The sequence below is a fragment of the Streptomyces sp. NPDC057702 genome (genome assembly GCF_042799315.1).
Classification (GTDB): domain Bacteria; phylum Actinomycetota; class Actinomycetes; order Streptomycetales; family Streptomycetaceae; genus Streptomyces.
In genome coordinates this window covers 116,655-141,700 of the sequence record NZ_JBHVJC010000014.1, presented here as the reverse complement: position 1 = coordinate 141,700, position 25,046 = coordinate 116,655, and the positions used below count along the sequence as shown (strand labels likewise).

Below are 25,046 nucleotides of genomic sequence, written 5' to 3'. Positions count from 1 at the left end.
GCCGCGCCGCGCCCCGCCCCCGCACGACCCCGCCACCTCGCGCGTACGCCCCCGTCCGGCCGTCCGGCCCCGGGGCGGCGCGTTCGCGGGCCGTGCCCCGGGTCGGCCGTGGCCGCCGCCACGGCGGCATGCCGTACGCCCGCACGCTCGCGCCCCGGTGTCCGCGCCGAGGGCGCATGGCCGGCCGGCGACGTTCCGTGTCCTGATCTCCCACCGCCGCCCCCTCGGCGCGCGGCGCCCCACCCGGCCACCACAGCGTGGCCCGGGACGGTGGCGCCGTACGCACGGGCCGGGCGCGGCGTGACATCCACGGGGCAGCAGCCCCGTTCGAGGAGCACATCGCATGACGTCCGAGTTCTTCATCCCCGACCCCCAGGGTCAGGTCCCCAACGCCGAGGGGTACTTCGGCGCGTACGGCGGCACGTTCATCCCCGAGGCGCTGGTCGCCGCGGTCGACGAGGTCGCCGCCGAGTACGAGAAGGCCAAGGCCGACCCCGCGTTCGCCGCCGAACTCGGCGAGCTGATGGTCAACTACACGGGGCGGCCCAGCGCCCTGACCGAGGTGCCCCGGTTCGCCGAACACGCGGGCGGGGCGCGGGTCTTCCTCAAGCGGGAGGACCTCAACCACACCGGCTCCCACAAGATCAACAACGTGTTGGGGCAGGCGCTGCTCACCCGGCGGATGGGCAAGACCCGGGTCATCGCCGAGACCGGCGCCGGGCAGCACGGCGTGGCCACCGCCACCGCGTGCGCCCTCTTCGGCCTGGAGTGCACCATCTACATGGGCGAGGTCGACACCGAGCGCCAGGCCCTGAACGTGGCCCGGATGCGCATGCTCGGTGCCGAGGTCATCGCCGTGAAGTCCGGCAGCCGCACCCTGAAGGACGCCATCAACGAGGCGTTCCGCGACTGGGTCGCCAACGTGGACCGCACCCACTACCTGTTCGGTACCGTCGCCGGGCCGCACCCCTTCCCGGCGCTGGTGCGCGACTTCCACCGGGTCATCGGCGTCGAGGCCCGGCGTCAGCTCCTGGAGCGCGTCGGCCGGCTGCCGGACGCCGCCGTGGCCTGCGTCGGTGGCGGGTCCAACGCCATCGGCCTCTTCCACGCCTTCCTCCCGGACACGGACGTGCGGCTGGTCGGCGTCGAGCCCGCCGGGCACGGCATCGACAGCGGCGAGCACGCCGCCACGCTGAGCGTCGGCGACCCCGGCATCCTGCACGGCTCCCGCTCCTACGTCCTCCAGGACGACGACGGGCAGATCACCGAGCCGTACTCGATCTCCGCCGGGCTCGACTACCCGGGGGTGGGCCCCGAGCACGCCTACCTCAAGGACGCCGGGCGGGCCGAGTACCGCTCGGCCACCGACGACGCGGCGATGCGGGCGCTGCGGCTGCTGTCGCAGACCGAGGGCATCATCCCGGCCATCGAAAGCGCCCACGCGCTGGCCGGCGCGCTGGAGCTGGGCCGCGAACTCGGCCCCGAGGGGCTGCTGTTGGTCAACCTCTCCGGGCGCGGCGACAAGGACATGGACACCGCGGCCCGCTACTTCGGGCTGTACGACACGCCGTCCGACGCGGCGGGCGAGGAGGGGGCCAAGTGAGCGGCAACATCAGCCTGCTGAACGACACGCTGGCCCGGGCCAGGGCCGAGAACCGGGCCGCGCTGGTCGGCTACCTGCCGGCCGGCTTCCCCACCGTGGACGGGGGCGTACGCGCCATCTCGGCCATGATCGAGGGCGGCTGCGACATCGTGGAGGTCGGGCTGCCGCACAGCGACCCGGTCCTGGACGGCCCGGTCATCCAGACCGCCGACGACATCGCGCTGCGCGGCGGCGTGAAGATCGTGGACGTCATCCGCACGGTGCGCGAGGTGCACGCGGCCACCGGCGCGCCGGTGCTGTGCATGACGTACTGGAACCCGGTGGACCGCTACGGCGTCGAGCGGTTCGCCGCCGAGCTCGCCGAGGCCGGTGGCGCGGGCTGCATCCTGCCCGACCTGCCGGTGCAGGAGTCGGGCCCCTGGCGCGAGGCCGCCGAGCGGCACGGCCTGGCGACGGTCTTCGTCGTCGCGCCCAGCAGCCGGGACGAGCGGCTGGCCACCATCACGGCCGCCGGCAGCGGCTTCGTGTACGCCGCGTCGCTGATGGGCGTGACCGGAACCCGCGCCTCGGTCGGCCGCGAGGCCGAGGAACTGGTGACGCGCACCCGGACCAGCACCACGCTGCCGGTCTGTGTGGGCCTGGGCGTCTCCAACGCGGAACAGGCCGCCGAGGTGGCCCAGTTCGCCGACGGGGTGATCGTCGGCTCGGCCTTCGTCAAGGAGCTGTTGGCGGCGCCCGACACCGAAGCGGGTCTGGCCGGGGTGCGCGCGCTCGCGACCGACCTGGCCAAGGGGGTGCGCCAGCGCGGCTGAGCCCGCCTCGGCGGTGCGTCCCGCACCCCGCGCCCCGGACGGTGTGACCGTCCGGGGCGCGGTCGTGTCCGGACCCGGCCCAGAGGCGTGCGTCAACCTTGGTTGACATGGCCCGCGTGTCAACGTAGGTTGACGTCATGACTGAGGCAACCGATCTGGCCCAGCGCGCGGGCGATCACGACCCCCGGGTCGGGCTGCGCGCGGTGGCCGCCCTGCGGCGTCTGCTGGAGCAGTTGGAGGCCGTCCAAGTGCGCGGTGCCCGGGCGCGGGGCTGGTCGTGGCAGGAGATCGCCAGCGAGCTCGGCGTCAGCAGGCAGGCCGTGCACAAGAAGTACGGGAGGCAGTGACCATGCTGGAGAAGTTCACCCAGAGCGCCCGCGACGTGGTGGAGGGCGCCGTCCGACACGCCGAGCGGGCCGAGGCGACGACCATCACCGAGGAGCACCTGCTCCTCGCCCTGCTCGACCTTCTCGACCCGGGCCGGACCCCGGGTGCCCGCGCCCTGATCGCCCTCGGCGTCGACCAGCGGCGCACGGAACTGACCGCGGCGTTACAGGAGGCCAGGCGGGTGGGCGGGCTCTCGCGCGCCGACATCGCGGCACTGGCCCAGCTGGGCGTGGACGTCAGCGCGATCGTGGCCCGGGTGGAGGACGCGCACGGGCCCGACGCGCTGGCCGCCGATCGCGGGCCGCGCTGGTGGTGGCCTCGCGGGCACCGCCCGTTCTCGCGCGAGGCCAAGTCCTCGCTGGAGCGCGCGCTACGGGTCGCCCAGGGGCGTGGCGAGCGCCAGATCGGAGACCAGCACCTGCTCCTCGGGCTCGCGGCGGGGGCCGGTGTGGTGGGGGACGTCATGGCCGAGTACGGGGCGTCGCGGGCCGAGCTGGAGCGCGTGCTGGCCGTACCCGAGGTGGGGCGCGCCGCGACGGGCTGACCTGGTCCTTCGCGCGCCACACTGCCGGGTGGACGCCCGTGCCGGCCGCGCGCGGAGTCGCTCGTTCGGGCGAATACCGGGCGGGGGAGCGCAGCCGTGCTCGTCCGTCTCGTTGTGTACGGGCGTGAGTCACAACCGTAACGACAAGCGCAGCGCTCGCGAGCGGCTGCAGGAACAGCGCGCGAAGGACGAGGCGCGAAACAAGCGCAAGCGCACCTATATCGCGGCCGGCGTCATCGTCGTGGTGCTCGGCGCGGTAGGCGGCATCGGCGCCCTGATCGCCAGCCACAAGGACGACGACGACGCCGACGCGCGCGGCCCGGTGGTCGACCCGAAGGGCGCGACCGGTGAGGAGCGGGTGGCCATTCCGGCCGGCGCCGCCAACGCGCCCGCCACCCTCACCGTCTTCGAGGACTTCCGCTGCCCCGGCTGCGCCGGCTTCGAGAACGGCTTCCGGCAGACGATCACCGAGCTGCGCGAGGCCGGCCAGCTCAGGGCCGAGTACCACCTGGTCCGACTGATCGACGGCAACATGGGCGGCAGCGGATCGCTGCGCGCGGCCAACGCGGCGGCCTGCGCCCAGGACGCCGGGAAGTTCCCCGCCTACCACGACGTGCTCTACCAGAACCAGCCGCGCGAGCAGGACGACGCCTTCGCGGACCGGGGCCACCTGATCGAGCTGGCCGGCAAGGTGGAGGGCCTGGACACCCCGGCCTTCCGGGCCTGTGTGAACAAGGGGACCCACGACAGCTGGGTGCGGAAGGTGGACAAGGCGTTCGACAAGTCGGGCCACGGTGCCACGCCGACCGTCCTGCTCGATGGCGAGAACGTCTACGGGGACCAGGACGACCCGCTGACCCCGGAGAAGCTGAAGAAGGAGGTGGCCAAGAAGGCCGGGAAGAAGGGCGGCTGACCGCCGGCGGACCCGTCCCGCGCGGGTGGGCCGTTATGCAGCCGTTGTGCCGGGTGGGTTGCCGCGCTTCCCGCCCGGCAGGGTAGCGTCGACCCTGTCATGGACCTCGCTTACATCCCCAGCCCCTCATCCGGCGTGATCGATCTCGGCCCGATCCCGCTGCGCGGCTACGCGTTCTGCATCATCATCGGCGTCTTCGTCGCGGTCTGGTACGGCGGGCGGCGCTGGGTCGCCCGTGGCGGCCAGGTCGGCACGGTGGCCGACATCGCCGTGTGGGCGGTGCCCTTCGGGCTGATCGGCGGCCGGCTCTACCACGTCATCACCGACTACCAGCTGTACTTCGGTGAGGGCGAGGACTGGGTCGACGCGTTCAAGATCTGGCAGGGCGGCCTCGGTATCTGGGGGGCCATCGCGCTCGGTGCGGTCGGCGCCTGGATCGGCTGTCGCCGCCGGGGCATCCCGCTGCCGGCGTACGCGGACGCGATCGCCCCCGGTATCGCGCTGGCCCAGGCGATCGGCCGCTGGGGCAACTGGTTCAACCAGGAGCTCTTCGGCAAGGCCACCGACCTGCCGTGGGCGCTGAAGATCGACGCGGACCCGGCCACCGGCACCGTCGCGGGCACCTACCACCCGACGTTCCTGTACGAGTCGCTGTGGTGTGTGGGCGTGGCGCTGTTGGTGATCTGGGCCGACCGACGGTTCACCCTCGGCCACGGGCGGGCGTTCGCGCTCTACGTCGCCGCGTACACGGTGGGCCGGTTCTGGACGGAGTACCTGCGCGTGGACGAGGCGCACGAGGTGCTCGGCCTGCGGCTGAACAACTGGACCGCGATCGTCGTCTTCCTGGCGGCCGTGGCCTACATCGTGGTCTCCGCGCGGCTCAGCCCGGGGCGGGAGGCCGTGGTGGAGCCGGCCGCGGTCGCCACGTCCGGCACCCCGGTGGCCGAGGCGTCCGACGCCGGACCGGCCGCCACGGACGACCCGAAGGGCGCCCGCCCCGACGCGGACGCCGACGACGGGGCGAGCGGAGGCGAGGCCGCCACGGGCGGGGACGCCGCGGACGGGGCGGCCGGCGCCACGGGCGTCGAGCCGTCGAAGAAGGGCTGAGCGCCCGGGCGTAGACCCGTCGCGCACGCGAGAGGCCGTCGGACCACAGAGGTCCGGCGGCCTCTCGCGTGCCCGCCGGTCGCTGTCCGTGGCCGCCGGGCCGGGGGTCGGCGCGCGAGGGTGTCGGTCGCGGGCCCCTCGGGCGCGTGGGGTCGTCGCCGGATGCTGGCGCGCGGGGCCGTGGTCGCGGACTGGCCTGGTACGGCCGGTTCGGCGTTCGCGCAGGTCAGCGAGGTAAGTTCGGCCTTCCTTGCTGGCGGAGGCGGGGAATTCGAGCGTACCTTCGAGTCGTTGGTGGCGGGTGAGACGCCCGCCGCCCCGCGAAGGGAGAGCTCTACCTCATGTCCGTCATGACCGCCGCACAGCCGCCGCACGTCGCCCACCGTGACAACCACACCCACCGGGACGTCAACGGCGGCTGGCTGCGGCCGGCGGTCTTCGGCGCCATGGACGGCCTGGTGTCCAACCTCGCCCTGATGACCGGCGTCGCCGGCGGCGCCGTCTCGCAGCAGACCATCGTGATCACGGGCCTGGCCGGACTGGCGGCCGGCGCGTTCTCGATGGCCGCGGGGGAGTACACCTCGGTGGCCTCGCAGCGCGAACTGGTGCTGGCCGAGCTGGAGATCGAGCGCCGCGAGCTGCGCAGCCACCCGGGCGACGAACTCCTTGAGCTGGCGGCGCTGTACGAGTCACGCGGGGTCGAGCCGAAGCTGGCCCGCGAGGTGGCCCGGCAGCTCTCGGTGGACCCGGACCGGGCCCTTGAGGTGCACGCGCGCGAGGAACTGGGCGTGGACCCGGGCGACCTGCCCTCGCCGCTGGTCGCGGCGCTCTCCTCGTTCGGGGCCTTCGCGCTCGGCGCGCTGCTGCCCCTGCTGCCGTACCTGCTGGGCGCCGGGGCGCTGTGGCCGGCGGTGCTGCTCGCGCTGGTGGGCCTGTTCGGGTGCGGGGCGGTGGTGGCCCGCGTGACGGCCCGCACGTGGTGGTTCAGCGGGCTGCGGCAGCTGGCGCTGGGTGGTGCCGCCGCCGGCGTGACGTACGCCCTCGGGGCCCTGCTCGGGACGGCTATCGGGTGACCTGGGGTGATGAATCATGCGGAGTCATGAATAATATGCGGATTACCGTGCGGTTTCGATTCGCTCACGGGCGGGCATAAGGCCGAGGCGTCGCGGGCAACGTCGCTCGCTCCGCTGAACCAGCGGGCGCGCGTTGTTCCGCCCCTCGCCTCTTCGCCACCGCCCCCACGCGGTGTCCGCATGCTGGAATGAAGTATCCGCTTCTTGGGAAGCGGGTCATCATGTAATCTGCACCAAATTTCACAGAGGGCCAACGTCGTCCCTCGGTTTCAGCACTTGCCACCGACGACGACGGGAGAGCCGATGCGTTCCGCGCACCTCCGGCCTGTGCCTTCCGTGACCGGCACCGGCGCCACCGCCACCGCCGCCTGGTCACCGCTCCAGGGGCGCCCCGCCCGCCAGGGCATGTACGACCCCCGTAACGAGCACGACGCCTGTGGTGTCGGCTTTGTCGCCACCCTCACCGGCGACGCCAGCCACACGCTGGTCGAGCAGGCCCTCACTGTTCTGCGCAACCTGGAGCACCGCGGTGCCACCGGCTCCGACCCCGACTCGGGCGACGGTGCGGGCATCCTCCTCCAGGTGCCGGACGCCTTCCTGCGGGAGAGCGTCACCTTTCCGCTGCCCGACGCCGGCGCGTACGCCGTGGGCATCGCCTTCCTGCCCGGCGACGGCGCGCAGGCCGCGGACGCGGTCGCCCGCATCGAGGCCCTCGCCGTCGAGGAGGGCCTGACCGTCCTCGGCTGGCGGGTCGTCCCCGTCGCGCCCGACCTGCTCGGCAGCACGGCCCGCGCCACCATGCCCGCCTTCTCGCAGCTCTTCGTGGCCGACGCCGAGGGCAACCGCACCGGCATCGACCTGGACCGCAGGGCGTTCGCGCTGCGCAAGCGCGCCGAGCGGGAGGCCGGGGTCTACTTCCCCTCGCTCTCCGCCCGCACCCTGGTCTACAAGGGCATGCTCACCACCGGGCAGCTGGAGCCGTTCTTCCCCGACCTGTCCGACCGCAGGTTCGCCACCGCCATCGCGCTGGTGCACTCCCGATTCTCCACCAACACCTTCCCGTCCTGGCCGCTGGCGCACCCGTACCGCTTCGTCGCGCACAACGGCGAGATCAACACCGTCAAGGGCAACCGGAACTGGATGCGGGCGCGCGAGACGCAGCTCGCCAGCGACGTGCTCGCCGGCGAGGGGCGGCCCATCGAGCGGCTCTTCCCCGTCTGCACCCCCGACGCCTCCGACTCCGCCTCCTTCGACGAGGTCCTGGAGCTGCTGCACCTGGGCGGCCGGTCGCTGCCGCACAGCGTGCTGATGATGATCCCCGAGGCGTGGGAGAACAGCGCCTCGATGGACGAGCGGCGCCGCGCCTTCTACCAGTACCACTCCACGATGATGGAGCCCTGGGACGGTCCGGCCTGTGTCACCTTCACCGACGGCACCCAGGTCGGCGCCGTCCTGGACCGCAACGGGCTGCGCCCGGGGCGCTACTGGGTCACCGACGAGGGCCTGGTCGTGCTCTCCTCCGAGGTCGGCGTACTGGAGATCGACCCGGCCCGCGTCGTCCGCAAGGGGCGGCTCCAGCCCGGCAAGATGTTCCTCGTCGACACCGCCGAGCACCGCATCGTCGAGGACGACGAGATCAAGGCCGGCCTCGCCGCCGAGCAGCCCTACCAGGAGTGGCTGGAGGCCGGCGAGATCGAGCTGGAGGACCTGCCCGAGCGCGAGCACATCGTGCACACGCACGCCTCGGTCACCCGCCGGCAGCAGACCTTCGGCTACACCGAGGAGGAGCTGCGCGTCATCCTCGCGCCGATGGCCGCAGGCGGCGCGGAGCCGATCGGCTCGATGGGCACCGACTCGCCCATCGCCGCGCTCTCGGACCGGCCGCGACTGCTCTTCGACTACTTCACCCAGCTCTTCGCGCAGGTCACCAACCCGCCGCTGGACGCCATCCGCGAGGAACTCGTCACCTCGCTGATCTCCTCGCTCGGCCCGCAGGGCAACCTCCTGGAGCCGACCGCGGACTCCTGCCGCAGTGTCACGTTGCCCTTCCCGGTGATCGACAACGACGAGCTGGCCAAGCTCATCCACATCAACGCCGACGGCGACCGGGCCGGGCTGGGGACCGCCACGCTCTCCGGCCTGTACCGGGTGGGCGGCGGGGGCGCGGCGCTGTCCGCGCGGATCACCGAGATCTGCGGCGAGGTCGACTCCGCCATCGCCGACGGCGCCCGCCTGATCGTCCTCTCCGACCGGCACTCCGACGCCGAACACGCGCCCATCCCCTCGCTGCTGCTCACCTCGGCCGTCCACCACCACCTCATCCGCACCAAGCAGCGCACCCAGGTGGGGCTGCTGGTGGAGGCCGGCGACGTCCGCGAGGTGCACCACGTCGCCCTGCTCATCGGCTACGGCGCCGCCGCCGTCAACCCCTACCTGGCGATGGAGTCCGTCGAGGACCTGGTGCGCGCGGGGACCTTCCTGCCCGGTATCGAGTCCGAGGTGGCCATCCGCAACCTGATCAAGGCGCTCGGCAAGGGCGTCCTGAAGGTGATGTCCAAGATGGGCATCTCCACCGTCGCCTCCTACCGGGGCGCCCAGGTCTTCGAGGCCGTCGGTCTCGACCAGGCGTTCGTGGACGCGTACTTCCACGGCACCGCCACCAAGATCGGGGGCGCGGGCCTGGACGTGGTGGCCACCGAGGTCGCCGCCCGGCACGCCAAGGCGTACCCGGCCAGCGGCATCCCCTCCGCGCACCGCGCGCTGGAGATCGGTGGCGAGTACCAGTGGCGCCGCGAGGGCGAACCGCACCTGTTCGACCCGGACACCGTCTTCCGGCTCCAGCACTCCACCCGGGCCCGCCGCTACGACATCTTCAAGCAGTACACGGCGCGGGTGAACGAGCAGTCCGAGCGGCTGATGACGCTGCGCGGCCTGTTCGGCCTCACGACGGAGCGGACGGCGATCCCGCTGGAGGAGGTCGAGCCGGTCTCCGAGATCGTCAAGCGCTTCTCGACCGGTGCCATGTCCTACGGCTCCATCTCGCGCGAGGCCCACGAGACCCTCGCGATCGCCATGAACCAGCTCGGTGGCAAGTCCAACACCGGCGAGGGCGGCGAGGACCCGGAGCGGCTGTACGACCCGGCGCGGCGCTCGGCCATCAAGCAGGTGGCCTCCGGCCGGTTCGGTGTCACCAGCGAGTACCTGGTCAACTCCGACGACATCCAGATCAAGATGGCCCAGGGCGCCAAGCCCGGCGAGGGCGGCCAACTGCCCGGTCACAAGGTCTATCCGTGGGTGGCCAAGACGCGGCACTCCACCCCCGGCGTCGGCCTCATCTCGCCGCCGCCGCACCACGACATCTACTCCATCGAGGACCTCGCCCAGCTCATCCACGACCTGAAGAACGCCAACCCGCGGGCCCGCATCCACGTCAAGCTGGTCAGCGAGGTCGGGGTCGGCACGGTCGCGGCGGGCGTCTCCAAGGCGCACGCGGACGTCGTGCTGATCTCCGGTCACGACGGCGGCACCGGCGCCTCCCCGCTGACCTCGCTCAAGCACGCGGGCGGCCCCTGGGAGCTGGGCCTGGCCGAGACACAGCAGACCCTGCTGCTCAACGGGTTGCGCGACCGCATCGTCGTCCAGACCGACGGCCAGCTCAAGACCGGTCGGGACGTGGTCATCGCCGCGCTGCTGGGCGCCGAGGAGTTCGGGTTCGCGACCGCGCCGCTGGTGGTCTCGGGCTGCGTCATGATGCGCGTGTGCCACCTGGACACCTGCCCGGTCGGCATCGCCACCCAGAACCCGGTGCTGCGCGAGCGGTTCAGCGGCAAGGCCGAGTACATCGTCAACTTCTTCCGGTTCATCGCCGAGGAGGTCCGCGAACTGCTGGCCGAGCTCGGTTTCCGCACCCTGGAGGAGGCCGTCGGGCACGCCGAACTGCTCGACACCTCGCGGGCCGTGGAGCACTGGAAGGCCAGCGGCCTGGACCTGGCGCCGCTGCTGCACGTGCCCGACCTGCCGGCCGGCGCGGTACGCCACCAGATCGCCGCCCAGGACCACGGGCTGGAGAAGGCGCTGGACAACGAGCTGATCAAGCTGGCCGCCGACGCGCTGGCCGCGCCGGACGCCGAGTCCGCGCAGCCCGTCCGCGCCCAGGTCGCCATCCGCAACATCAACCGCACCGTGGGCACCATGCTCGGGCACGAGGTGACGAAGAAGTTCGGCGGCGCCGGCCTGCCCGAGGACACCGTCGACATCACCTTCACCGGCTCGGCCGGGCAGTCCTTCGGCGCCTTCGTCCCGCACGGCGTGACGCTGCGTCTGGAGGGCGACGCCAACGACTACGTCGGCAAGGGCCTGTCCGGCGGCCGGCTGATCGTGCGCCCCGACCGGGGGGCCGACCACCTGGCCGAGTACTCCACGATCGCCGGCAACACCCTGGCCTACGGCGCGACGGGGGGCGAGATGTTCCTGCGCGGCCGGGTCGGCGAGCGGTTCTGCGTCCGCAACTCGGGCGCCACCGTCGTCTCCGAGGGCGTGGGCGACCACGGCTGCGAGTACATGACCGGCGGCCGGGCCGTGGTGCTCGGCGAGACCGGGCGCAACTTCGCCGCCGGCATGTCCGGTGGCATCGCGTACGTCATCGACCTCGACCCGGGCCAGGTCAACCGCGAGCTGGTGGCGGCCGTGGAGCCGCTGGACGCGGCCGACACCCGGTGGCTGCACGACGTGGTGCGCCGCCACCAGGAGGAGACCGGCTCCACGGTGGCCGCGGCCCTCCTCGCCGACTGGGACGCGGCGGCCGGGCGCTTCAGCAAGGTCTTCCCGCCCACCTACAAGGCCGTGCTCGCCGCCAAGGACGCCGCCGAGCGAGCCGGGCTCTCCGAGTCCGAGACCACCCAGAAGATGATGGAGGCGGCGACGCATGGCTGACCCCAAGGGCTTTCTCACCACCGGCCGCGAGGTCGCCGCGACCCGTCCCGTCGCCGAGCGCGTCCGGGACTGGAACGAGGTCTACGTCCCCGGCTCGCTGCTGCCGGTCATCAGCAAGCAGGCGGGCCGTTGCATGGACTGCGGCATCCCGTTCTGCCACAACGGCTGCCCGCTCGGAAACCTCATCCCCGAGTGGAACGACTACGCCTACCGCGAGGACTGGTGCGAGGCCAGCGAGCGGCTGCACGCGACGAACAACTTCCCGGAGTTCACCGGGCGGCTGTGCCCCGCGCCGTGTGAGGCCTCCTGTGTCCTGGGCATCAACCAGGCGCCGGTGACCATCAAGAACGTCGAGGTCACCATCATCGACAAGGCGTGGGAGTCGGGGGACGTGACCCCGCAGCCGCCCGAGCGGCTGTCCGGCAAGACCGTCGCCGTCATCGGCTCCGGCCCGGCCGGGCTCGCCGCCGCCCAGCAGCTCACCCGGGCCGGCCACACCGTCGCCGTCTACGAGCGGGCCGACCGCATCGGCGGGCTGCTGCGGTACGGCATCCCCGAGTTCAAGATGGAGAAGCGGCACATCAACCGCCGCATCGAGCAGATGCGCGCGGAGGGCACCAAGTTCCGTACCGAGGTGGAGATCGGCCGGGACATCGACGCGACCGACCTGCGCCGCCGCTACGACGCGGTCGTCATCGCCGCCGGCGCCACCGTCTCCCGCGACCTGCCGGTGCCCGGCCGCGAGCTGAACGGCATCCACGCCGCGATGGAGTACCTGCCGCTGGCCAACAAGGTCCAGGAAGGCGACTTCGTCGCCCCGCCCATCACCGCCGAGGGCAAGCACGTGGTGGTCATCGGCGGCGGCGACACCGGCGCCGACTGCGTGGGCACCGCCCACCGCCAGGGCGCGGCCTCCGTCACCCAGCTGGAGATCATGCCGCGTCCGGGCGAGGACCGCCCCGAGCACCAGCCGTGGCCGACCTTCCCCATGCTCTACAAGGTCACCTCGGCCCACGAGGAGGGCGGCGAGCGGGTCTACTCCGTCTCCACCACCCACTTCGAGGGTGACGAGGAGGGGAACGTGAAGTTCCTCCACCTGGTCGAGGTCGAGTTCAAGGACGGCAAGTTCGAGCAGCGGCCGGGCACCGAGCGCAAGATCCCGGCCGAGCTGGTCACCCTCGCCATGGGCTTCACCGGCATCGACCAGAGCAACGGCCTGGTCGAGCAATTTGGCCTGGACCTGGACGCTCGGGGTAACGTCGCCCGTGACGCGGACTTCGCCACCAACGTGGCCGGGGTCTACGTCGCCGGTGACGCGGGCCGTGGCCAGTCGCTCATCGTCTGGGCCATCGCCGAGGGACGCTCGGCGGCCCGCGCGGTGGACGCCTACCTGACCGGCGCCAGCGCACTGCCCGCCCCGATCCGCCCCACGGACCGGGCCCTGACCGTCTGACCCCCGCGGCCCACCCGGGCCGCCCACGCCACCGGCCTGTGCCGGGGTGTCCCGTACAGCGCCGTGCGGAACACGCGGCGCCTGCCCGTCCCCGACCGGATGGCAGGCGCCGCCTTTTTGTTCCCGGCCACCGGCCGGACGCACCCGGCCACCCTCGCGCGGGGTGACGGCCCGACCACGGGCGGCGGTACGGTGGCGGCGACACCGTGGCGTGCCCGAACATCGCCCGCCGAGTGGGGAGTTGAGGCGGATGGCTGATCGAACTCCGAACGCTCACCTTGAGCGTCTCTACCGCGAGACGGGTTGGACGTTGCGCCAGTTCGCGCAGGCGGTCAACCGCATAGGCGTGGAACAGGGCACGTCGTTGAGCTATCAGCCTCAGTCGCCCTTCTCGTGGCTCAAGGGATACCTCCCTCGGGAGGCGGTCCGGCCGATGGTCCTGGAGGCCCTGGCCCGCAGACTGGGGCGCCCGGTGACGTTCTCCGACGCAGGTTTTCCCGAACCCGCCTCCGGTGGCAGCCGAGACATGGTGGGCCGGCTCACCGACCTCGGCGCCGAGGACATGAGCCCCGCCCGGCGTCGCCTCCTCGCCGCCAGCCTGTACTCCGCGACGCTCGCCGTACCGGCGTTCGCTGGTCCCGCGCGGGCCGAGGGGAGCGGGGGAGGGGCGCGCTCCGCCGGGCGGATCGGGCCGGGCGAGGTGGCCACGGTGCGCACGATGACGGACCGGATCGCGGACATCCTGGACGAGCTGGGCGGTGGTCACGCCCGCCCGATGGCGGCGGCCTTCCTGGTCAACACGGTGGCGCCGTACCTGCGGGCCTCGGCCAGTGAACCGGTCCGCACGGACCTGCTCTCCGCCGCCTCCGACCTCACCTATCTCACCGGCTGGATGGCGATGTACGAGCGCCGGCAGGGCCTCGGTCAGCGGTACTACGTCACGGCCCTGGACCTGGCCCGGGAGGCCGGCGACCACCTCACCTACTGCCGCACGCTGCGCGGCATGAGCCTCCAGGCGTCCCACCTCGGCCACGGGCGGCGGGCCCGGGACCTCGCGGACGCGGCGGCCGAGGCCGCGCCGCAGGCCGGGCCGCGCCTCGTCGCGTTCCTGCGCGGCCAGCAGGCGCACGCCGCCGCCATGGTCGGCGACCGGCGGCGGGCGACGGTCCGGCTGGGCGAGGCGGAGTCGGCCCTGTCCAGGGCGGACTCGCGGCGTGACGCGGTCGGCGGGTACGACCGGGCCGCGTACGAGTTCCACGTCGCCCACGCGCGCGCCGCGCTCGGTGACCTGAGGGGCTCCGTCGCCGCGCTCCAGGCGTCCCTGCGCGCCCAGCCGGAGCGGCAGCGGCAGGGCAGACTGCACGCGAACGCCGTGCTCGCCAGGCGGCAGTTCGCGCTGGGGCACCTCGACGCGGGCTGTGCCACCTGGTCGGCGTTCCTCGACGACTACCGCACGCTGTCCACGGCGCGCGGCGACGAGCACTTCGCCACCCTGCGCGGCCACCTGCGCGCCCACTCCCGGGTGCGCGCGGTGCGCCAGTTGGCGGGCCGGGCCCGCGAGGTCGCGGCGCTCAAGGGGCCGACGGTGCGCTGACCTGACCTCGCGTAAGCCAAGGGCCTGGTCACTCCTGTCCCACGTGCGTGATCCGGTCGTCCCCCAGTCGTCGCTGTACGTCGCTCAGCAGCACGCGGAGCAGCTCTGTCAGCTCCCTCTGCTGCTCGCCCGTCAGGCCCGTCAGGAGGTCGGCCTCCCGCGTCAGGACCTGGTCCACGGTGTCCTCGACCAGGGCGTGGCCGGCCGGGGTGAGGGTGACCTGGACGGTGCGGGGGCGGCCCTGGCCGGGGTGGCGGGTCACCAGGCCCTCGCGTTCGGCGCGGGCCACCCGCTGGGAGACGGCACCGGCCGTGACCAGGGAGCGCGTGCCGAGTTCCCGGGTGCTGAGCGTGTACGGCGGGCCCTCCCGCCGGAGCACGCTCAGCAGGTCGAGCGTCGCGGCGTCGACTCCGGCCCGGGCCAGCACGCGGCGGCGGTCGTCGCCGAGCAGCTTGGCCAGTCGCCAGATCGGCGTGACGATCCCGATCGAGGAGACCGGCGTGCCGGGCCGCTCCCGCTCCCAGGCGGCGGCGATGGCCGCCACCGGGTAGTCGGCGGCCCGGTCGGTGGGGTACACGCCGGCCGACGCGGACGCGTCCGGCCCGTGGGCTGGCGTGGGTCGTGGCGTGTCGGTCGGGTCGGCGAGTGGACCGGCGCCCGGGTCGGGGCGGTCGCGGCCCGCTGGGCGGTCGGTGGCGGTCATGGTTGTCCTCCGGCGCGGGATGCGTTTAGATCTAAACGGCAGCTTACGTTTAGAGCTAAATGAATGCTGGAGGGCACTCTATGCCACGCACCATCCTGGTGACCGGCGGCGGTACGGGCATCGGTCTCGCCGTCGCCCGACACTTCGCCGACGCGGGCGACACCGTGATCGTCACCGGTCGGCGCGCCGCTCCGCTGGCCACCGCCGCCGCCGAGTTCGACGTGGCGACGGCGGTGTGCGACCACACGGACCCGGCCCGGGTGGCCGACCTGCTCGCCGCGCTGCCGGCCCGGATCGACGTCCTGGTCAACAACGCGGGCGGCAACACCGACTTCGCCCCGCAGGAGCCCGTGGGTACGGACCCGGCCGACGGGCTGCGGGCCTACGCCGCCCGCTTCCGCGCCAACCTGGACGCCAACCTGGTCAGCGCGGCGCTGACCACCCACGCCCTCTCCGACCGGCTGGCCGCCGGTGGGGCCGTGGTGCACGTCGGGTCGATCGCGGCCGACCAAGGCGCCGGCTCGTACGGCGCGGCCAAGGCGGGCCTGGCCACCTGGAACCTCGACCTCGCGGCGGAGCTGGGCGCCCGGGACATCACGGCCAACGTCGTCTCGCCCGGCTACGTCGCCGAGACCGAGTTCTTCGGCGACGTGCTCACCGTCGAGCGCCGGGTCCAACTCGTGGCCGCCACCGCCGTGGGCCGCGCGGGGGCGCCGGACGACGTGGCGGGCGCGGTCGCCTTCCTGTGCTCGCCGGCCGCGCGGCACATCACCGGGCAGGTGCTGAACGTCAACGGCGGGGCGCGGATGACGCGTTGAGGCCCGCCCGGTGGTGAGGCGGCCGGTGATCGGTCGCCGACGGCGCGTGGCGTCCGCCCCTCACGGGGCCGACGCCGCGCGCCGTCGGCGTTTCTTGACAGGGGCCGGGTCGCCACCTCACCATCATTCCACTAACTGATTAGTGAAAGGGTGATGCGGGTGATCGAGTACCGCATCGACCGGCGCGCCGGCGTCGCCACGTACCTGCAGATCGTCCAGCAGACGAAGCAGGCGCTGCGCCTTGGCCTGTTGCAGCCGGGGGACCGACTGCCCACGGCCAAGGAGGTCGTCGCGGCCACCGCGATCAATCCGAACACCGTCCTGAAGGCGTACCGCGAACTGGAGCGCGAGGGCCTGGTCGCACCCCGGCCGGGCCTCGGCACCTTCGTGCGGCGCTCCCTCGCGCGGCCGGAGGCCGCCGCCGGGTCGCCGCTGCGCGCGGAGTTGGCGGCGTGGATGGACCGGGCGCGCGAGGCCGGGCTCGACCGGGAGGACGTGGCGGCGCTGTTCGCCTCGGTCCTCGACGAACGCCTCGGCGACGCGTCGCCGACGCCGAACTGACCAGGGGAACCGAGATGACAAGTGGGGGGTACGGGTGACCAGCGAGAACGCGGGCGACCCGGGGGCGGCCGTCGTGGCGCGCGGCCTGGGCAAGAGGTACCGGCGGAACTGGGCGTTGCGCGAGGTCACGCTGCGGCTTCCCGCCGGGCGGATCTGCGCCGTGATCGGCCCGAACGGCTCGGGTAAGAGCACGCTGCTGGCCCTGGCGGCCGGGCTGCTGGCGCCGACGACCGGCAGCCTGCGGCTGTTCGGCGAGGCGCCCTCGGCGCCCGCCACCCGGCGTCGGGTGGCCTATGTGGCCCAGGACAAGCCGCTGTTTCCACGACTGACCGTGGCGGAGACACTGCGGTTCGGGCGCGAGCTCAACCCCGGCTGGGACCAGGCCGTGGCGGAGCGGATCTTACGGGACGTCGACATACCGACGGGGGTGCGGATATCGACCCTCTCCGGCGGCCAGCGCACCTGCGTCGCGCTGGCCCTGGCGCTCGGCAAGCGCGCTGACCTGTTGCTGCTGGACGAGCCGATGGCCGACCAGGACCCGCTGCGGCGCAGCCGCATGATGGGCGCACTGATGGCCGAGGCCGCCGAACACGGCACCACGGTGCTGATCGCCACGCACGTACTCGCCGAGTTGGACGGCGTCAGCGACCACCTCTGGTTGTTCGGCGCGGGCCGGCTGCGGGTCGCGGGCGACACGGAGGCCGTCCAGTCCGCGCACGCCCTGGTGACCGGGGCTCGTCGGGACGGCGAACGGGCCGCCGCGCATCGGGCCAGTGACCCCGGGCTGCCGCCCGAACTCGCCGCCCACACCGTGGTCGAGGCCCGCGCCACCGGCCGGCAACTCACCGCGCTGGTACGGCCCGGCGCCACCGATCCGCAGGGCGAGTGGATCACTCGCGAGCCCTCCGTCGAGGAGATCCTGCTCGGCTACCTCCGCAACCCGACCGCGCCGCCGCTGCTGCTCGCCCAGGCCCGCGCCGACGCCTCGGAGGTCGCGGCGTGAAGGGCCTGAGCTGGGTGATGTGGCGTCAGCATCGTTCTGTGACCTGGACCGTGCTGACGCTGACCACGGTGGCGGCCTGCTGCCTCGGCTACTGGTTCCACCAGCAGTCCGCCTTCCAGCACGACCACGGCATCGCCGGCTGCGACATCCTGCTCCCCACCTGCCACGGCGAGCGGCTCGCGGTCGGCGACTCCCTGACCGACGCGGCCAGAGTGCTCACTACCGACTACCGTGACGTGGTCCTTCGCGTGGGCTACGCGCTGCTGGTCCTCCCGCTGCTGGTCGCCGCGTTCGTCGGCGCCCCGCTGTTCGCGCGGGACTTCGAGAGCGGCAGCCACCGGCTGGCCCTCACCCAGTCGGTCAGCCCTCGCCGTTGGATCGCCGCCAAGTTCGCCTTCGCCGTGACACTCACCCTGTTGGTCAGCATCGCCGTCACGGCGCTGTACGGATGGTGGTGGCACTCGACCTGGCGCGATTTCGGGGATCTGGTCTGGGACACTCCCACACCCCTGCTGACCACGGGGCCGGCCGCGGTGGCCCTGGCCGTGCTCGCGGTCGTCGTCGGCGCCGCCGCCGGCCTGATCCTCCGCCGGACCCTGCCCGCCATGCTCGTCTCCCTCGCGATCGGCGGCGGAGCCGCGTACCTGGTAAGGAAGTGGCGCCCGGCCGAGCACCTGTGGCCGACGAGCACCGCGCGGTCCACCCCCACGACCTACCCGGACCTGCCCCGCTACGCGCTGCACGAACGCCTGGGCTACGAGACATCCTCGGGCGAGCGTCTTCCCCACTGGATATGCCCGGACCTGAGCGTGGAGGCGAACCAGGCCCGCTGCCTGCAACGGCACGACGTGGTCAGCGCCGTCGTCGAGTACCGCCCCGCCGGCGCCTACTGGCCCACGCAGTGGGTACTGGCCGGCATCTGCCTGACCGTCGCCGCCGCCCTCGTCGCCGGCTGCCTGTGGTGGGTCGGGCGCCGGACTGCCTGACCGTCGACACCCCGTGGCCCCCTTCGACAACGGAGCTCCGTCGCCCCATGGCCCTGACCCCGCCGCGCGCCCGCGGCGCTGACGCCGGCACCACGACCACGGCAGCACAGCCCGCCACGCCGGCCGCCGAACCGCGCACCACCGGCACCCGTACCGCCCGCCCCGGCGCTGCCCGCGCCAGGCGGCTGCGGCTGTCGCGCCGCACGCGCTCGTACGCCCTCGTCCTGCTTCCCGTGGTGCTCACCCTGGCCACGGGGGTGTGGGGGCTCGAACGCGAGCACAGCATGTGGCGCGACGAGTCCAGCACGTACCAGGTGGCGCACCGTGACCTCGGCGAGATCGTGCGGATGCTCGGCACCGTCGACGTCGTGCACGGCCTCTACTACCTGTTGATGCACGCCGTGTTCGCCTGCTGGGACGGCGGTCTCTGGGCGCTGCGGTTGCCGTCGGTCCTCGCCATGGCCGGCGCCGCCGCCGGCGTGGTCCTGATCGGCCGCCGACTGGCCGGCTCCCGCGCCGGGTTGGCGGCCGGGCTGGTCTTCCCCCTGCTGCCACCGGTGCAGCGGTACGCACAGGAGGGCCGCTCCTACGCGCTGGTCTGCGTCTGCGTGGTGTGGGGCACGTACCTGCTGCTGCGGGCGGTCGCCGGAGCCACCCGGCGGGCGTGGTGCGGCTACGCGGCGGCGATGGCGGCGGCCGCCCTGCTGCACGAGTTCGCCGTGCTCGCGCTCCTCGCGCACGGCCTCACGTTGCGCTGCGCTCGGGTGCACGGCGATGCGTTCTGGTCCTGGGCACGGGCCGCCGCGAGCGCCGCCCTACCGCTCGCACCGTTGGTCGTGGTGAGCCAGCAGCAGGCACGGCAGGTCGCGTGGATCTCCGCGCCGGGCGTCGGACAGGTCGCCGCCTTCCTCGGGCTCGCACTCGCCGCCGGCGCGTTGGCCCGGGTGCCCCTGCGGCGGCGCGGGCGGATCGGGCTCGCGGCGCTGGCGCTGCCGCTGTTCCTCGTGCCCACGGCCCTGCTGATGGCCGCCTCCGCGCTGCACCCGATCTACGTCGACCGGTACGTGCTCTTCGGCTGGCTCGGGTTCGCGCTGCTGCTCGGTGCCGCGCTCGACCAGGCGTCGCGCGCCGCCCGGCGCCGCGGCCCGGCCGCCGTCGGCCTGCTGTGCGGCGCCAGCGCGGCGTTGCTCGTCGCGCAGGTGCCGTACGCGCTGACGTTGCGCACGCCGGACAGCCGGCTCGACGACACGGTGGCCGCCGCCCGCGCCGTCGGCGAGCTGTCCGAACCCGGTGACGGGCTGCTGTTCCTGCCGTTCCACCGCCGCGAGCCGTTGATGTCCGCCCCGGACGAGTTCCACGGGCTGCGTGACCTGGCGCTGGCCCAGGACGCGTTCTCCTCGGGCACGCTGTGGGGCACGGAGTTGCCGCCGGCGGAGATCCGGGCGCGCATGCTGCGCGCGCACCGCATCACCCTCATCACCGACCCGCCGCCCTCCGTCCGCCCCGCCCCGCGGGAGGCGGTCGAACGCGCGGTGCTGCGGGACCACTTCACGGTCTGCGAGCGGCGCCCGGTGCGCGGTATGCGCGTGGTGCGCTACGCCCGACCGGGCACCTGCTGACCCCACGGACCGACGCGGCGACGGCGCAGGCCGCCCCGCGTCCCGGATCGTAGACAGTCCCGGCGGGAGGGCCGATGCGAAACGGTAGGTTGAAGCGGCTACGGTACCGCCGACGACCACCGTCGGCGTCGACCCCGGGCGCGCGTGGGCACCGGCCCACCGCGCGGGGCGGCGCGCGGGGGCGCGGCGGCCGGGGCGGACGAGACCGACGGGGGTGTGGGATGCGACACCGCCGTGCGTACGGACGGGAGAGGCACCATCATGCGGCTGCACACGCGGGAGTGGGGCGCGGGGGACCGGATCGCGCTGCTCATCCACGGGATCATGTCGGATCACCGCACCTGGCGCCGGGTCGGCCCGGCGCTGGCCGACAGCGGGTACCGGGTCATCGCGGTTGACCTGCGCGGGCACGGGGCGAGCGAGCGCGCCGACGCGTACAGCGTGGCGCTGTTCGCCGCCGACCTGGCGGAGAACCTGCCGGTCGGCGCCGACCTGGCCATCGGACACTCGCTCGGCGGCCTCTCGCTCTCCATCGCGGTGGACACGCTGCGCCCCAAGCGGGCCGTCTACAGCGACCCGGCCTGGGCCCTGGCCACCGGCGAGCGCCCCGCCGACCCCCAGACGCTGAAGACCCTGCGCAAGGCGACCCGCAGCATGATCGCCAACTTCAACCCGCACTGGGACGAGGGGGACGTGGACGCCGAACTCGCCGGCATCGCGGCCTGGGACCCGGCGACCGCGGACGCGGTGGGCGGCGAGTACGCCATCGACTACATCCCCGAACGGCCCGTCGTGCCCTCGCTGGTGCAGGCGGCCGACCCGAGCTACGTGGTCTCCGAGGCGCACAAGGAGCAACTCCGCCAGCGGGGCTTCGCCGTGCACACGGTCAAGGACACGGGCCACTCCATCCACCGGGACGACTTCGACGGCTTCATGCGGTCGGTCCTGGGCTGGGTACGCGGTGAGGAGCCGGCCGGCCTGCGGTGAGCGGGGCCGGTCGCGAGCGGCCCGCGCGCCGCTCGCGGCCGGACCCTCGCCATCCGTCGCTCACCCCGGCGGCGCGGCGCCCCCGGCCCGTCCGCGGGTCGCCGTGGCGCCGCCCGGGCTCACGTGTCGCACTCCAGCACCGTCCCGCACAGCCCGCACCGAGCCCGCAGCCTGCCCCGTACGGGCACGCGGATGCGCTGGTTGCACACCGGGCACGGGAAGCGGACCCGGAGCGGGGCCGACCCCTCGAAGACGTACCCCGCGCCCGGGTCGGGGGACGGGTGGGGGCCCGACGCGTGGAGCGGGTCCTGGGCGTACCGGCGGTCCTTGGCGTAACGGCGCCGGCCCGCCCAGCCGCTGGCGGCCAGCGGGGGTTGTCGCTCGTCCCGCCGCGCCCGCGCCTGGCCCCTGGCGTACGCGTCGTAGCCCTGGGGGCTGGTGAACCAGGGCGCGATGTCCTCGCCGAACGCCTGCCCCCGCTTGGCCAGGACGTAGCCGAACTCCTCCGGTGTGAGGTAGCCGAGCTTCTGGCGGGAGACCGAACTCTCCCGGTAGGCGTCCAGCAGCAGCCAGCCCGAGCCGAGGTAGGCGGCGGCGGTGTCGGTGAGGATCTCGTTGTCGCGGGTGCCGGGGAAGGCGAGGTCGAGGCGGTGCAGGTAGACGTGCATCACCTCGTGCGCCAAGGCGGCCCCGATATCGCGGCGGTGGGTCTTGAAGCGGTCGTTGAGCTCGATGAAGTACTCGGGGCCCGCGGTCAGTTCGACGTTGCCCGCGTGCTCCATCTCGCGGAAACTGATGATCATCCGCGCGTCGGGCAGGCGCAGGTGGCGGACCATGACGCGGGCGAGGCGCTGCACGCCGAGATAGAGGTCGTCGTCGTCCGCGAAGGCGACGTCCACGGGTGGCACGCTCAGCGCGAAGCCGCGCACGGTGTCCTGGGACAGGCGCCGGTAGAGCGCGGTGATGGCCGCGCGCACCGTCTCGATGTGCGGAAAGCCGTGCTGGATCTCGTTGCCCGTCGTCGCCACGTCACACCCCCGCGCCGTCAACCCCGCTGACCTGGCTCAACCTAACGGCCGGCGCCTGGCGGCGTCAGCGCGATGTGCCGGAGCGCGTGCTTCGCGCCCTCAACTGGCCGGTAGGAAGCCCTTGTCACGCGGTTCACTCTTTACACATAATCGCAGTGCGCTTTGCGGGCTCACCCCACGGGGTCCGGAGACTTTACGGCTCGTCACCTGGTCTGCACCAATTTTCTTTGGTGGATCTTCGGCGGCGAGCTCCGGATTTCCTCATGGCACGGGCCCGTCAACGCGGTGAACCCCCCACGAAAGGAAATCCGTTGTCCTTCCTCAGGAACGTCAAGAGAGGTGCCGCGTTCGGCGCCGTCGCCCTCGCCGCCTTCAGCCTCACCCCCGGCACCGCCTTCGCGCAGAGCCAGTCGGGCGGGCCGAACACCCGCATCGTCGGCGGCACCCCCGCCGAGCAGGGCGAGTTCCCGTTCATGGTCCGGCTGTCGATGGGCTGCGGTGGCGCCCTCTACACCCAGGACATCGTGCTGACCGCCGCGCACTGCGTGGACGGCAGTGGCCCCAACACCGATATCGGTGTCACCGGTGGCGTCGTGGACCTGGACGACCCGGCCGCGCAGCAGGCCACGTCCACCGAGGTGCTCCAGGCGCCCGGGTACGACGGCACGGGCAAGGACTGGGCCCTGATCAAGCTGGACAAGCCGATCGACCAGCCCACGCTGAAGATCGCCGACACGGACGCGTACGACAACGGTGACTTCCAGATCGCCGGTTGGGGTGCCGACCGCGAGGGTGGCAGCCAGCAGCAGAAGCTGCTCAAGGCCACGGTGCCGTTCATCGAGGACGCGACCTGCAAGGCCGCGGGCGGCTCCTACGGCGGCCTGGTCGACGCCGAGGAGATCTGCGCCGGCAAGGACTCCGGTGGCGTGGACAGCTGCCAGGGTGACTCCGGCGGCCCGATGTTCCGCAAGGACGACGGGGGCGACTGGATTCAGGTGGGCATCGTGAGCTGGGGCGAGGGCTGCGCCCGCGCCGGCAAGCCCGGTGTGTACACCCAGGTGAGCCACTTCGCCCAGGACATCAAGAGCGCCGCCGACCAGCTCGGCAGCTGATCACCCTCCGCCGTCGGGGCCCCGACCGGGGTCCGGCGGCGGGGTCGCCGGCGTGACCGGCCGCACGAGACGGCGCCGACGTCGCCCCCACGACGTCGGCCCGCCGCTCGGAACGCGCTTTCCCGTGCCCGGCGTTCCGTGCGGGGTGTCCGTTGTCCGCCCGATTCATTCCGCGTGCGCGCAGAACGCGAACGCGGAATTCGGCATGCCCACCCACGGTGTGGATTCCCCGTTCCCGGTAATCCCGAAGCGGGATGCGTTTCGCGCGTACGGCATTTCCGTGACGCCCCGCGACGAGGACGCGCGGGGCGCTTCTTCGCGCGCCGTACGGGGAAGTCGCCGCGCTGTGCTGACCGGCCCGCGTGCGCCGTACTGGCGGGTCCGTGCCGGTGGCTCGCATGGGCGGCGGCGGTCCGCCGGTCGCTGTACGGGCCGCTCTCGTGTCGCACGCCAGGTCGCTGGCCTGTGCTTTTCTCGTCGTACGCGGCGAGTTGGGCGGTCGGCGCGCGGTGTCCGCGCTTCCCGGTGTGGTGGCTGGAGCAAGCCCCCACGTTCGTATATCGGAAATTCCGGCGTGCGCCGACCGGTCGGCATGCCCGGTAATGCGCGGGAATCGAGCATGCCTTCTCGAAACTGTCCAAAAGGCCGTCCGTGGTGTCCGGAACTCGACCCTTGCCACCGTGTCCATAGGCTCCACATAATTCGAGCGGCACTTTCACGGTCTTGCTCCAACGAGTCCGGATGTTGTGCGGCTCGCTGCTCCGTGCTCAAGGGATGTTCTGTGGCAGCGGTATCCGGATTCTGGTTGTCATGATTCTGCCAATTGTGTGCTAACCACCCACGAGAGGACATCCGTTGAAGCTCATCAAGCACGTCAAGAGATGCGTCGCCGCGGGCGCCGTCGCCCTCGCCGCCCTCAGCATGAGCCCCACCACCGCGTCGGCCCAGAGTGACCCGAGCGGCCCGAGCACCCGGGTCGTGGGCGGCACCCGCGCGGCCCAGGGCGAGTTCCCGTTCATGGTCCGGCTGTCGATGGGCTGTGGCGGCTCGCTGTACGCCAAGGACATCGTGCTGACCGCCGCGCACTGCGTGGACGGCAGCGGCCCCAACACCAGCATCACGGCCACCGCCGGCTCGGTGGACCTGCAGAGCTCCAGCGCCGTCAAGGTCAAGTCCACCCGCGTGCTCCAGGCCCCGGGCTACAACGGCAACGGCAAGGACTGGGCCCTGATCAAGCTGGCCAAGCCGATCGACCTGCCGACGATCAAGATCACCACCACCTCGTCGTACGACAACGGCACCTTCGACATCGCCGGCTGGGGTGCCAACCGTGAGGGCGGCGCCCAGCAGCGCTACCTGCTCAAGGCCAAGGTGCCCTTCATCAGCGACGCGACCTGCAAGGCCGCGGGCGGCTCCTACAGCGGTCTGATCGCCGCCGAGGAGATCTGCGCCGGCCTCCAGCAGGGTGGCGTGGACACCTGCCAGGGCGACTCCGGCGGCCCGCTGTTCCGCAAGGACAACGCGAACGCCTGGATCCAGGTCGGCATCGTGAGCTGGGGCGAGGGCTGCGCCCGCGCCGGCAAGCCCGGTGTCTACACCCAGGTCAGCAACTTCGCGTCGGCCATCCAGACCGCCGCGGGCCAGCTCCGCTGACCTCGCTCCACCGCTGAGCGACACCGCCACAGCGCCATCCGTGGGTCCGCGTGACGGGCACCGCCCGACGACGCACGGCACGGCACAGCACGGGCCGTGCGACCCACGGTCCCGGCGAGGCGGCTGACGCGACACACGGAACGCACCACCGCACGGGC

20 protein-coding genes are annotated in these 25,046 nt (G+C 73.0%); 18 read left to right on the top strand and 2 right to left on the bottom strand.

Annotation, left to right across the window (positions count from 1 at the left end; all coding sequences use genetic code 11):
- Positions 1 to 343 precede the first annotated feature (343 nt).
- From trpB to ACFVFR_RS13155, 10 genes are all read left to right on the top strand, one after another.
- Positions 344 to 1,603 (top strand): tryptophan synthase subunit beta, encoded by a 1,260-nt coding sequence (gene trpB / locus ACFVFR_RS13200; protein WP_383700598.1) that lies wholly within the window; start codon positions 344 to 346, stop codon positions 1,601 to 1,603.
- Positions 1,600 to 2,415, top strand: coding sequence for a tryptophan synthase subunit alpha (gene trpA, locus ACFVFR_RS13195; RefSeq protein ID WP_383700596.1), 816 nt, complete (start codon positions 1,600 to 1,602; stop codon positions 2,413 to 2,415). Before trpB ends, trpA begins: the two co-directional genes overlap by 4 nt.
- Before the next feature lie 137 nt (positions 2,416 to 2,552).
- Positions 2,553 to 2,762, top strand: a complete 210-nt coding sequence (locus ACFVFR_RS13190) for a helix-turn-helix domain-containing protein (protein ID WP_383700594.1) — start codon at positions 2,553 to 2,555, stop codon at positions 2,760 to 2,762.
- Positions 2,763 to 2,764: 2 nt separating this feature from the next.
- On the top strand, positions 2,765 to 3,346 hold the full coding sequence (locus tag ACFVFR_RS13185) for a Clp protease N-terminal domain-containing protein (RefSeq protein ID WP_383700711.1): 582 nt from the start codon (positions 2,765 to 2,767) through the stop codon (positions 3,344 to 3,346).
- A gap of 124 nt (positions 3,347 to 3,470) precedes the next feature.
- The gene (locus ACFVFR_RS13180; protein WP_383700592.1) at positions 3,471 to 4,259 is read left to right on the top strand and encodes a DsbA family protein; all 789 of its coding nucleotides are present in this window, start codon (positions 3,471 to 3,473) and stop codon (positions 4,257 to 4,259) included.
- 99 nt (positions 4,260 to 4,358) lie between these two features.
- Positions 4,359 to 5,366 carry a prolipoprotein diacylglyceryl transferase gene (gene lgt / locus ACFVFR_RS13175; protein WP_383700590.1) on the top strand — a complete coding sequence of 336 codons (1,008 nt, stop codon included), beginning with the start codon at positions 4,359 to 4,361 and terminating at the stop codon, positions 5,364 to 5,366.
- 341 nt (positions 5,367 to 5,707) lie between these two features.
- Entirely contained in the window at positions 5,708 to 6,439 is a 732-nt protein-coding gene (locus ACFVFR_RS13170) for a VIT1/CCC1 transporter family protein (RefSeq protein ID WP_383700588.1), read from the top strand.
- A 405-nt stretch (positions 6,440 to 6,844) separates the two neighbouring features.
- On the top strand, positions 6,845 to 11,371 hold the full coding sequence (gltB, locus tag ACFVFR_RS13165) for a glutamate synthase large subunit (protein WP_383700709.1): 4,527 nt from the start codon (positions 6,845 to 6,847) through the stop codon (positions 11,369 to 11,371).
- Positions 11,364 to 12,824 (top strand): glutamate synthase subunit beta, encoded by a 1,461-nt coding sequence (locus tag ACFVFR_RS13160; RefSeq protein ID WP_383700586.1) that lies wholly within the window; start codon positions 11,364 to 11,366, stop codon positions 12,822 to 12,824. Before gltB ends, ACFVFR_RS13160 begins: the two co-directional genes overlap by 8 nt.
- Before the next feature lie 250 nt (positions 12,825 to 13,074).
- The gene (locus ACFVFR_RS13155) at positions 13,075 to 14,418 is read left to right on the top strand and encodes a hypothetical protein (RefSeq protein WP_383700584.1); all 1,344 of its coding nucleotides are present in this window, start codon (positions 13,075 to 13,077) and stop codon (positions 14,416 to 14,418) included.
- 28 nt (positions 14,419 to 14,446) lie between these two features.
- Here ACFVFR_RS13155 and ACFVFR_RS13150 read toward each other — a convergent pair whose 3' ends face one another.
- Positions 14,447 to 15,121, bottom strand: a complete 675-nt coding sequence (locus ACFVFR_RS13150) for a MarR family transcriptional regulator (protein ID WP_383700582.1) — start codon at positions 15,119 to 15,121, stop codon at positions 14,447 to 14,449.
- An 80-nt stretch (positions 15,122 to 15,201) separates the two neighbouring features.
- Here ACFVFR_RS13150 and ACFVFR_RS13145 point away from each other — a divergent pair, with 80 nt between their 5' ends.
- The 6 genes from ACFVFR_RS13145 (at position 15,202) to ACFVFR_RS13120 (ending at position 21,095) form a co-directional block, all read left to right on the top strand.
- A complete protein-coding gene (locus tag ACFVFR_RS13145; RefSeq protein ID WP_383700580.1) occupies positions 15,202 to 15,939 on the top strand; it encodes an SDR family NAD(P)-dependent oxidoreductase in 738 nt (245 codons plus the stop codon).
- Between the two features lie 153 nt (positions 15,940 to 16,092).
- On the top strand, positions 16,093 to 16,500 hold the full coding sequence (locus ACFVFR_RS13140) for a GntR family transcriptional regulator (RefSeq protein WP_383700578.1): 408 nt from the start codon (positions 16,093 to 16,095) through the stop codon (positions 16,498 to 16,500).
- Positions 16,501 to 16,534: 34 nt separating this feature from the next.
- Positions 16,535 to 17,503, top strand: coding sequence for an ATP-binding cassette domain-containing protein (locus ACFVFR_RS13135; protein WP_383700576.1), 969 nt, complete (start codon positions 16,535 to 16,537; stop codon positions 17,501 to 17,503).
- Positions 17,504 to 17,541: 38 nt separating this feature from the next.
- Entirely contained in the window at positions 17,542 to 18,489 is a 948-nt protein-coding gene (locus ACFVFR_RS13130) for a hypothetical protein (protein ID WP_383700574.1), read from the top strand.
- A gap of 47 nt (positions 18,490 to 18,536) precedes the next feature.
- Positions 18,537 to 20,108, top strand: coding sequence for a glycosyltransferase family 39 protein (locus ACFVFR_RS13125; RefSeq protein ID WP_383700572.1), 1,572 nt, complete (start codon positions 18,537 to 18,539; stop codon positions 20,106 to 20,108).
- Positions 20,109 to 20,369: 261 nt separating this feature from the next.
- Positions 20,370 to 21,095 carry an alpha/beta fold hydrolase gene (locus ACFVFR_RS13120; protein ID WP_383700570.1) on the top strand — a complete coding sequence of 242 codons (726 nt, stop codon included), beginning with the start codon at positions 20,370 to 20,372 and terminating at the stop codon, positions 21,093 to 21,095.
- Positions 21,096 to 21,214: 119 nt separating this feature from the next.
- Here the strand turns inward: ACFVFR_RS13120 and ACFVFR_RS13115 are convergent, their stop codons facing one another.
- Positions 21,215 to 22,123, bottom strand: a complete 909-nt coding sequence (locus tag ACFVFR_RS13115) for a hypothetical protein (RefSeq protein WP_383700568.1) — start codon at positions 22,121 to 22,123, stop codon at positions 21,215 to 21,217.
- A 263-nt stretch (positions 22,124 to 22,386) separates the two neighbouring features.
- On the opposite strand from ACFVFR_RS13115, the gene ACFVFR_RS13110 reads away from it, so the two are divergent.
- Together ACFVFR_RS13110 and ACFVFR_RS13105 are read left to right on the top strand one after the other, a co-directional pair.
- Positions 22,387 to 23,235 (top strand): S1 family peptidase, encoded by an 849-nt coding sequence (locus tag ACFVFR_RS13110; protein WP_383700566.1) that lies wholly within the window; start codon positions 22,387 to 22,389, stop codon positions 23,233 to 23,235.
- Positions 23,236 to 24,156: 921 nt separating this feature from the next.
- Positions 24,157 to 24,888: a S1 family peptidase gene (locus tag ACFVFR_RS13105; RefSeq protein WP_383700707.1), complete on the top strand. Its 732-nt coding sequence runs from the start codon at positions 24,157 to 24,159 to the stop codon at positions 24,886 to 24,888.
- Positions 24,889 to 25,046: the final 158 nt, after the last annotated feature.